This is a genomic window from Synechococcus sp. CCY 9618 (assembly GCF_019038415.1).
GTDB lineage: Bacteria > Cyanobacteriota > Cyanobacteriia > PCC-6307 > Cyanobiaceae > Cyanobium.
In genome coordinates this window covers 52,549-61,817 of the sequence record NZ_JAFKRG010000009.1, presented here as the reverse complement: position 1 = coordinate 61,817, position 9,269 = coordinate 52,549, and the positions used below count along the sequence as shown (strand labels likewise).

Sequence of the window (9,269 nt, the reverse complement as noted above, 5' to 3'; positions counted from 1 at the left end):
GCCCATGGGGGTGGTGGCTGTGGCCGCCTGGCTGGCCCTGCTGAGTGGCGCGGCCCTGCTGCTCCGCCAGCGCTGGCCGGAGCAACGGGAATGGAGCCGCAAGCTGGTGCACATCGGGGCCGGTCCGGTGGTGCTGATCGCCTGGGCCTTCGGGGTGGATCGCCTGATCGCCGTTCCCGCCGCCGGAGCCATCACCCTGCTGGCGGCGCTCAACCACCGCATGAGGGTGCTGCCGGCCATTGAGGACGTGGAGCGGCGCAGCTACGGCACCATCGCCTACGGCGCCTCGATCACCCTGCTGCTGTGGCTCTGGTGGCCGGCCCATCCGGCCACGGTCGCGGCCGGTGTGCTGGTGATGGCCTTCGGGGACGGCCTGGCCGGCCTGCTGGGCCCCCTGATCCCCTCCCCCAGCTGGACCGTCATGGGGGAACGGCGCTCCCTGGTGGGCACCGCGGCCATGGCGATCGCCAGCCTGAGCGTGCTGCTGGCCCTGGCCCTGCTGGGAAGCGCGCCCGCACCGGCACCGGCCTGGATCGCCCTGATCGCCCTGCTGGCCACGGGGCTGGAGCAGTGGGCCCTGTTCGGCATCGACAACTTCAGCGTGCCCCTGGCAGTGGCGGGACTCTGGCAGGTGCTGGCCTGATGGAGCTGCTGGAGCGGGCTCTGCTCAGCCTGGTCCTGGTGGCGGGCCTGCTGCTGCTGGTGCTCGCCACACGCCGTCGGCGACTGCCGCCGCCGCCACGGGTGATGCCACTGGTGGCCGTGTTGCTCTGGTGCCTGCTCAGCGGCAGCACGCGTCCCGCCGGGCTGCGCTGGCTCGGCGCCGTGGACGAACTGGCCATCGCCTACGCCCTGATCGGTCTGCTGGCCTGGCTGACCCTGGAATGCCCAGCGGCCCTGGGCTGGTGGCGACCCACCGCCAAGATCCTGCGCGACCTGCTCAACCTCGGCCTGTCGGCGGTGGCCACCGTGCTGGTGCTGCAGCGCCAGGCCAACCTGAATCTGGTCGGTCTGGTCACCACCTCGGCGGTGCTGACCGCCGTGATCGGCCTGGCGGCCCAGGAATCGCTCAAGGATCTGTTCGCCGGCATCGAACTGCAGGTGGATCCGCCCTTCCGGGAGGGGGACTGGATCAGCGTCGGGGACGAGAGCGGCACGGTGGACTCGCTGCATCTGATGAGCACCCGTCTGCGCCGCATCGACGGCTCCACCGTGAACCTGCCCAACAACACGGTGGTGGACACCCCGATGCAGCGGTTCAGCCAGAACGGGCCGGTGGGCAACCGCTTCGGCATCGCCCTGGGCTATGAGATCCCGCCCGCCCGGGCCCGCCAGCTGCTGGAGGCAGTGATGGCCGACAACCCCCTGGTGCTGCAGGCACCGCCCCCGGAGGTCTGGATCCGCGCCTACGAGGACTCCCAGATCCGCTACGAGTTGCTGGCCTTTCATCGGGGCGCTTCCGAGGAGGAGCGGCTGAGGCTGCGCAGCGGCCTGCTGGAGCAGATCTGGTACGCCCTGGAGCGCCAGGGTTGGGAGCTTCCCTATCCGGTGCGGGAGCTGCAGCGGAGGGTCGCCCGCACGGATCCCTCCCACCCCGGCGGGGAGGATGCGACGCTCACGGGGGAACTGCTGCGGCGCAGCTGGCTGTTCGCCCAGCTGGATCCTGCCCTGGTGGATCAGCTGGCCAGCTCAGTGCGCTGCCTGCGCTTCGGCCCCGGCGAAACGATCGTCGCCGAGGGCCAGGAAGGGGATGCCCTGTTCCAGGTGGTGCAGGGGGAGGTGGAGGTGTTCAAGGCCGACGGGTCCCCCCTGGGGCGGTCCGTGGCGGTGCTGGGCAGCGATCAGATCTTCGGGGAGATGACCGTCTGCACGGGGGAGCCCCGCACCGCCACGGTGCGCTCCCGCAACGAGTGCGTGCTGCTGGAGGTGGAGCGGCACGACTTCCTGCCCCTGGTGGAAGCCGACGCCGGGCTGGTGGAGGCCCTGGCGGCGATCGTGGGCCGCCGCCGCACCGAACTGGAGAAGCTGTCCTCGCCCGATGCGGCCCGACGCCAGACGTCGATCCTGGAGCGGATGCGGCACCTGTTCGGCATCGAGGCCGACTGAGCTCAGGCCCGCAACGACTGTTCGCAGCGGATCTCCCAGTCACGCTGGGTACCGATCCCTGCCACCAGCAACCGGTCGGCGGGCTCCTCCCGCAGGCGCAGCTGCCACTGGCGGATCACGTCGGCCCGCTCCATCCAGACATCCAGCACCAGGCGCTGGATGACGTCCCCATCCCAGCAGCGGCCCCGGGCCGTGTCGAGGGCCCAGCCGAGCAGGTCGTCCAGCTGGAAAGGCCGGAATCCGCCATAGATCGGACCGGGAGCCGGAACAGGATCGCTGGGATGGGGAACCTCACCCGAAGGGGAAAAGGCGGACTTCTGCTCGAGATAGAACAACTGCAAGGGATCCGACAACCCGCAGAACTGCAGGAGATAGGTCATCAGCGGACCTCAATGACTTGCTGCTCTCAAACGTAACCAGGGTCAGTCAGATAGCTGTTCAGCAAGAACAGTTTGTTGCAGGAAATTGGATCAGCACTCTCACCTCCGGAGTGCCAATCCCCTGGTCGAACAGTCCGGAGCAGGGGTCAATCCGCCCAGTTCCCGATCGGGAAGACCGTCCGGTACTCAGGCCAGAGCCAGGGTTCGGGCCTGGGCCTGCTGCACGGCCTCGGCCAGTTCGACGAGCAGATCCAGCGTCGTGGCGAGGTCAATGCAGGCATCGGTGATGCTCTGGCCGTAGGTGAGCGAGGAGAGGTCGGCGGAAATCTTCTGATTTCCTTCCACCAGATGGCTCTCCAGCATCACCCCCATCACGTGGATGGAGCCGCCCTTCACCTGCTGGGCCACCTGGCGCAGCACCTCCCCCTGGCGGCGGTAGTCCTTGTTGGAATTGCCGTGGCTGCAATCCACCATCAGCCGGGCCGGCAGGCCGTCCCTGGCCAGCAGGGCCGCCGCGGCCTCCACCGCCTCGGCGTGGTAGTTGGTGCCGCTCTTGCCGCCCCGCAGCACCAGGTGGCCGTCGGGGTTGCCGGTGGTGGAGACGATGGCGGCCTGGCCCTCTTTGTTGATGCCCAGGAAATGGTGGGGGCGGGCCGCCGCCTCCATGGCGTTGATGGCCGTGGCCGCGCTGCCGTCGGTGCCGTTCTTGAAGCCGATCGGCATCGACAGGCCCGAGGCCATCTCCCGATGGGTCTGGCTCTCGGTGGTGCGGGCGCCGATGGCGGTCCAGCTGATCAGGTCGGCCAGGTACTGGGGCACCACCGGATCCAGCACCTCCGTGGCCGCCGGCAGGCCCATCTCCGCCAGATGGAGCAGCAGCCCCCGGGCCCGGCGCAGACCCGTGTTGATGTCGTAGCTGCCGTCAAGGTGGGGATCGTTGATCATCCCCTTCCAGCCCACGGTGGTGCGCGGCTTCTCGAAGTAGACCCGCATCACGATCTCCAGTTCGTCCCGGTGGCGGCGCTGGGCCTGGGCGATGCCCTCGGCGTATTCCCGGGCTGCGGCGACGTCGTGGACCGAGCAGGGGCCGACGATCACCAGCAGCCGCTGGTCACCGGCGTGCAGAATGGCCTTGATCCGTTCGCGGGCCTGCTGCACGGTGCGGGCGGCCTGTACGGACAGGGGCAGCTCCCGGTGCAGCAACGCCGGCGGCACCAGGGGGCGGGTTTCCACCACGTGGAGATCGGAGGTGGGGATCATGCGGCCGCCGCGATGAGTGGTCAGACCCCCCAGCCTACGAACCGACGTTCCTCGGCGCCCCTCACCTCTGAACTTCGCCACCAATGGCCCCGCCGACTTCTGCAGCGGTCGTCACCAAGCGGCGGGCCGGCAGGGAAGAACAATGGAACCATTGCCCATGCCCTGGAGTTCCGTCCCGGCACCCATCCACCGGCACCCCATCCATATGTCCGTCTCCCCGAGCCCCACCCCCCTCTCGCCCGCCGAACTGCTGCCCACCTACCGGGAGGCCGCCGCCACCCGCGCGGCCCTCGGCGTGCCCCCCCTGCCCCTGACCGCCGAGCAGACTCAGGCCCTCACCCAGCTGCTGGAGAAGCCCCCCGCCGGCGAGGAGGCCTTCCTGCTGGAGCTGCTGAGCGAGCGCATTCCGCCCGGGGTCGACGAAGCCGCCTACGTGAAGGCCGGCTGGCTCAGTGGCGTGGCCGCGGGCACGGCCACCAGCCCCCTGGTGAGCGCCCTGGAGGCCACCCGGCTGCTCGCCACCATGATCGGCGGTTACAACGTGGGCGCCCTGATCGCCCTGCTCTCCAGCCCTGATCCCGCTGTGGCCGCCGAGGCCGCCATTGGGCTGAGCCGCACCCTGCTGGTCTACGACGCCTTCCACGACGTGATCGAACTGGCCGAGACCAACCCCCTGGCCCGCCAGGTGGTGGACAGCTGGGCGGCGGCGGAATGGTTCACCGCCAGGGCGCCCCTGGCCGAGGCGATCACCGTGACCGTGTTCAAGGTGGAGGGGGAGACCAACACCGACGACCTCTCGCCGGCCACCCACGCCACCACCCGCCCCGACATCCCCCTGCACGCCATGGCGATGCTGGAGACGCGGATGCCGGAGGGGCTGGCCCTGATCGCTGAACTGAAGGCCAAGGGCCACCCCCTGGCCTACGTGGGCGATGTGGTCGGCACCGGCAGCTCCCGCAAATCGGCGATCAACTCCGTGCTCTGGCACATCGGCACCGACATTCCCCACGTTCCGAACAAGCGCAGCGGCGGGGTGGTACTTGGGGGCAAGATCGCGCCGATCTTCTTCAACACCGCCGAGGATTCCGGCGCCCTGCCGATCGAATGCGACGTGGCGGCCCTGGCCAGCGGCGACGTGATCACGATCCGGCCCTACGCCGGCACGATCGAGCGGGCCGAGGGCGAGCCCGGCGCCGGCGAGATCCTGGCCCGCTTCGAGCTCAAGCCCAGCACCATCGCCGACGAGGTGCGCGCCGGCGGCCGCATCCCCCTGCTGATCGGCCGTTCGCTCACCGACAAGGTGCGACTCCAGCTGGGCCTGCCCCCCTCCGAGGTGTTCATCCGCCCGGTGGCCCCCAGCGACACCGGCAAGGGCTTCACCCTGGCCCAGAAGATGGTGGGCAAGGCCTGCGGCCTGGCCGGGGTCCGGCCCGGCACCAGCTGCGAACCGCTGATGACCAGCGTCGGCAGCCAGGACACCACCGGGCCCATGACCCGCGACGAGATGAAGGAGCTGGCCTGCCTGGGCTTCTCCGCCGATCTGGTGATGCAGAGCTTCTGCCACACCGCCGCCTACCCCAAGCCGGTGGACCTCAGGACCCACGCCGAGCTGCCCGACTTCATCAGCTCCCGCGGCGGCGTCGCCCTGCGCCCCGGCGACGGCATCATCCACAGCTGGCTCAACCGCATGCTGCTGCCCGACACGGTGGGCACCGGCGGCGACAGCCACACCCGCTTCCCCCTGGGGATCTCCTTCCCGGCCGGCTCCGGCCTGGTGGCCTTCGCCGCCGCCATCGGCGCCATGCCACTCGACATGCCCGAATCGGTGCTGGTGAAGTTCACAGGCAAGCTGCAGCCCGGCGTCACCCTGCGGGACGTGGTCAACGCCATTCCCTACGTGGCGATCCAGCAGGGCCTGCTGACGGTGGCCAAGGCCGGCAAGAAGAACATCTTCTCGGGCCGGATCATGGAGATCGAGGGGCTGCCCGATCTCAAGCTGGAGCAGGCGTTTGAGTTGACGGACGCGACCGCCGAGCGCTCCTGCGCCGGCAGCACGATCAAGCTCAGCGTCGAGACGGTGAGCGAATACCTGCGCAGCAACGTGGCCCTGCTGAAGAACATGATCGCCCGCGGCTACAGCGACGCCCGCACCATGGCCCGCCGCATCAAGGCGATGGAGGCCTGGCTGGCCGATCCGGTGCTGATGGAGGCCGATGCCGACGCCGAATACGCCGCCGTGATCGAGATCGACCTGAACGAGCTCACCGAGCCGATCCTGGCCTGCCCCAACGACCCGGACAACGTCAAACCGCTGAGCGCGGTGGCCGGCGAGCGGATCGATGAGGTGTTCATCGGCTCCTGCATGACCAACATCGGCCACTACCGGGCCGCGGCCACGGTGCTGGACGGGGCCGGCACCAGTGCCGCCCGGCTGTGGGTCTGCCCGCCCACCCGCATGGACGACGAGATGCTGCGCTCCGAGGGCTACACCGCCAAGTTCGAGACCGCTGGCGCCCGCATGGAGCTGCCGGGCTGCTCCCTGTGCATGGGCAACCAGGCCCGGGTGGAGGACAACACCACCGTGTTCTCCACCAGCACCCGCAACTTCAACAACCGCCTGGGTAACGGCGCCCAGGTGTACCTGGGCAGCGCCGAACTGGCGGCGGTGTGCGCCCTGCTGGGACGCATTCCAGATCCGGCCGAGTACCTCGAAATCGCAGCGTCGAAGATCGATCCCCTCTCCGATCAGCTCTACCGCTACCTCAACTTCGACCAGATCGATGGCTTCGAGGATGCCGGCCGCGTCGTGAGCGTGGCGGAGGAGCAGAAGGTGCTGGCGGAGGTGTAGGGGGCGTGACTAACGCGGAAATAAGCGGCGCCCTGAAAAGGGCGTCCGGTGGAGGCCGAAGGCCCGAACGAACCTGATTAACTGGTCAGCGTTCAGGGCTGATAGTTTGCAGCTGGCCATATCTCATTAATTTCATCAGCTTGATGTTGAGCCGTAAATCGTTCCCAGACAACTCCGTTCACATCAGTATCCTGCGAGAACTCAGAAGCCACAGGGTCTTCCCAACCCAAGTGTCTTAGAGAGCCCGGCTCACAGGCAGGGTCCTGACGTACGGACATGTTTAAGAACTCCGTTCGCCACAGAGCATATTCGCCGGGAATGAAAGAACAGGGCTGTGCTCCCAGACGAACAGAGTAGTCCGCAATGGTTTGCTCTATATTGGCTGTAGAGATCGCCAAGTGAAGCTTCTTCATTGTTTTCCTTCTGAACTTGACCGCTGCCCCAGAGTGGCAGGCAAGAAGTGTAGAGCGTAAGCGGGGTGTTGGAGACGGCATGTCCACTCAAGGGGCTCGTCAGCCGTTCCTCCATGCCGTGACACTTCTTTGGAGTGCTTCCTGGGCAAGCGTATTGAGACTCTTCCCCTGTGCTTCCGCAGTCATCGCCAATGTCTCGTGCAGCTCAGGCGGGATCCGAAGATTGAACTTGCCTGAGAATTGCTTACGTGGAGTGATTCCTTGCTGCTTGCAGACCTCAAGAAAAACGTCCAATGACTTTTTGAACTCCCGTCGAAGCTCATCAGGGTTTGATCCATAGAAGTCCGCTCCTCCAGAAAGCCCAAGAATTTCCCCGCGGAACTGATCCGTTTCCTCGTCGTACTCAATTTTGGCGTGGTAGCCATCCACATTCATGAGAGTCATGGTGTCACTCCGTGTTCTTCAAGCCATTTGCGGATTGAAGCAACCGCACCCTTGTCGGTATCGGGCGATGGGTGAGGCCTTTGGAAGACCCTGACTTCGCCAACCAGAACGACCGCGACTCGGCTGCCCGCCCTCTCAGTGACATCCCCACCAAGCTCCAGAAACTGGGCTTCAATGTCCCTCCACGGCGAGCTGCCGCTGACGGGTCGGGAGACGATCAGCTCAAGGGTGCGCTGGTGCTTCCGCTTCATCCATGCATGGTACTGCCTCTCGGTACCAGGCGCCACTTCCGGTCAACGCCTTGCTGGATACGGATAACGCTTGCCATCACCTGGCCACGAGGATTTCATGCGATGAAAAGAATCATTTGGAGGTGGCCCAGGTGTATGGCATTGTTAAACAGCCGTCTCCGCCTCAACAGCAGGAGTAGCATGCAGTTGAAGTCCGAGCGCAGAGATAACCTTCAACACGGTTGCCAGTTCAGGATTCCCGCTTGAGGAGAGAGCCTTATAGAGGCTTTCCCGACCCAGTCCAGCTTCACGTGCTATCTGCGACATGCCCTTGGCACGAGCAATATCTCCCAAGGCAGCAGCCACCAGCCTTGGATCTCCATCCTCCAGAGCGGCTTCAAGATAGGCTGCCATGTCTTCACTGTTTGTGAAATGATTGGCTGGGTCCCAGACAGTTGTTTCGGTTTTGGTCATTTGCTCTCCCTAAAGGTTACGGGCAAGATCTTGGGCATGCTGGATGTCTTTCGCTTGAGAGCCTTTGTCGCCACCAGCGAGAAGAACAATAAGCATGTTGCCTTGGCTTATGAAATAGATCCGGTAGCCAGGGCCATAACGAATACGAAGCTCAGAGACACCTTCTCCGACTGGACGGACATCACCTGGATTCCCCAGGGATAAACGCCTGATTCGAATATCGATGCGGGCTTTTGCCGCGCGATCGCGCAGCCCACTGAACCATGCGGCATAGGCAGGAGTCTCCCGAATCTCCAGCATGCCACCATTGTATCCCCAGGGATACGGAGACGCAACCGGTACTCGGCCTGTCCAACGCGCCGATGAGCGGCGCCGAAGCGCGCAGCGCGGAGGCGTCAGCTCCATTGGCTGGCTAGGCGTCACTTCCATTCATCTATTTTTACGTGATTTAATGCAGCGGCAATACGCCTTAGCCAGCTCCTGATCGCTGGATATACTTCGAGGCTAAAGCCCCCCTCGTCGGCTACGTGGGTGTACGCATAGAGAGCTATATCTGCTACTGAGTATTGGCCACCCACAAGATAATCATTACTTTTGAGATGATTTTCAATGACGTTCAGGGCAGCGTAGCCCTGCGATGTCTTGGATTCCAGCTGAGCGTATTCTGGGTCATTCGGCCCAATCTTCCTTATCGAACGCCAGAATCGGACAGTTGCGATATTGGGTTCGTGGCTATATTGCTCGAAGAACATCCACTGAAGTGCCTTTGCCTGGTCAATTGTTTTCTTGGGCCATAATTCACTTCCCTGCGCCAGGAAAAAGAGAATAGCGTTCGACTCTGCAAGATATGTTTGGTCCTGCAATTGGAGTAACGGTATTCGTCCATTGGCGTTCTTGGCAAGAAACTCCGACGTTCTAGTTTCGCTGGCCAAGATATCAACGGGGATGTATTCATACGAGATTCCGAGATTCGCGAGAGCCAGTCGAACTTTGTAGCCGTTGCCAGATGGTGGGTAATCGTAGAGTTTCATCGCGGAAAATCGCTTTGCTGGTTCGCCGCTGGGCTTGGGTGACGCCTAACGCTCAAGATCAGCGGCGGGAAGTAGCCCAATGC

11 protein-coding genes are annotated in these 9,269 nt (G+C 64.9%); 3 read left to right on the top strand and 8 right to left on the bottom strand.

The features are described from left to right. Positions 1 to 4 precede the first annotated feature (4 nt). Complete coding sequence (locus tag KUG41_RS01755) at positions 5 to 643, top strand: diacylglycerol/polyprenol kinase family protein (RefSeq protein WP_216900460.1); 639 nt, start codon at positions 5 to 7, stop codon at positions 641 to 643. Continuing rightward, on the top strand, positions 643 to 2,106 hold the full coding sequence (locus KUG41_RS01750; RefSeq protein WP_216900458.1) for a mechanosensitive ion channel family protein: 1,464 nt from the start codon (positions 643 to 645) through the stop codon (positions 2,104 to 2,106). Before KUG41_RS01755 ends, KUG41_RS01750 begins: the two co-directional genes overlap by 1 nt. Positions 2,107 to 2,108: 2 nt before the next feature. On the opposite strand, the gene KUG41_RS01745 is transcribed toward KUG41_RS01750, so the two are convergent. Then, positions 2,109 to 2,486 (bottom strand): hypothetical protein, encoded by a 378-nt coding sequence (locus KUG41_RS01745; RefSeq protein ID WP_216900456.1) that lies wholly within the window; start codon positions 2,484 to 2,486, stop codon positions 2,109 to 2,111. Between the two features lie 186 nt (positions 2,487 to 2,672). Further along, positions 2,673 to 3,746, bottom strand: coding sequence for a 3-deoxy-7-phosphoheptulonate synthase (locus tag KUG41_RS01740; protein ID WP_216900454.1), 1,074 nt, complete (start codon positions 3,744 to 3,746; stop codon positions 2,673 to 2,675). 205 nt (positions 3,747 to 3,951) lie between these two features. Between KUG41_RS01740 and acnB the strand changes: the two genes are divergently transcribed. Next, positions 3,952 to 6,594: a bifunctional aconitate hydratase 2/2-methylisocitrate dehydratase gene (acnB, locus tag KUG41_RS01735; RefSeq protein WP_216900452.1), complete on the top strand. Its 2,643-nt coding sequence runs from the start codon at positions 3,952 to 3,954 to the stop codon at positions 6,592 to 6,594. A 92-nt stretch (positions 6,595 to 6,686) separates the two neighbouring features. On the opposite strand, the gene KUG41_RS01730 is transcribed toward acnB, so the two are convergent. The 6 genes from KUG41_RS01730 to KUG41_RS01705 all read right to left on the bottom strand — a co-directional run bounded on the left by KUG41_RS01730 (position 6,687) and on the right by KUG41_RS01705 (position 9,186). Next, entirely contained in the window at positions 6,687 to 7,007 is a 321-nt protein-coding gene (locus KUG41_RS01730) for a hypothetical protein (RefSeq protein ID WP_216900450.1), read from the bottom strand. A gap of 99 nt (positions 7,008 to 7,106) precedes the next feature. Next, positions 7,107 to 7,442, bottom strand: a complete 336-nt coding sequence (locus tag KUG41_RS01725; RefSeq protein ID WP_254216735.1) for a type II toxin-antitoxin system HicB family antitoxin — start codon at positions 7,440 to 7,442, stop codon at positions 7,107 to 7,109. A gap of 5 nt (positions 7,443 to 7,447) precedes the next feature. After that, on the bottom strand, positions 7,448 to 7,702 hold the full coding sequence (locus tag KUG41_RS01720; protein WP_216900446.1) for a type II toxin-antitoxin system HicA family toxin: 255 nt from the start codon (positions 7,700 to 7,702) through the stop codon (positions 7,448 to 7,450). 144 nt (positions 7,703 to 7,846) lie between these two features. Further along, positions 7,847 to 8,155 (bottom strand): addiction module antidote protein, encoded by a 309-nt coding sequence (locus KUG41_RS01715; RefSeq protein ID WP_216900444.1) that lies wholly within the window; start codon positions 8,153 to 8,155, stop codon positions 7,847 to 7,849. Positions 8,156 to 8,164: 9 nt separating this feature from the next. Further along, positions 8,165 to 8,455, bottom strand: a complete 291-nt coding sequence (locus KUG41_RS01710) for a type II toxin-antitoxin system RelE/ParE family toxin (RefSeq protein ID WP_216900442.1) — start codon at positions 8,453 to 8,455, stop codon at positions 8,165 to 8,167. Between the two features lie 119 nt (positions 8,456 to 8,574). Beyond that, positions 8,575 to 9,186 carry a glutathione S-transferase family protein gene (locus tag KUG41_RS01705; RefSeq protein WP_216900440.1) on the bottom strand — a complete coding sequence of 204 codons (612 nt, stop codon included), beginning with the start codon at positions 9,184 to 9,186 and terminating at the stop codon, positions 8,575 to 8,577. Positions 9,187 to 9,269 lie beyond the last annotated feature (83 nt).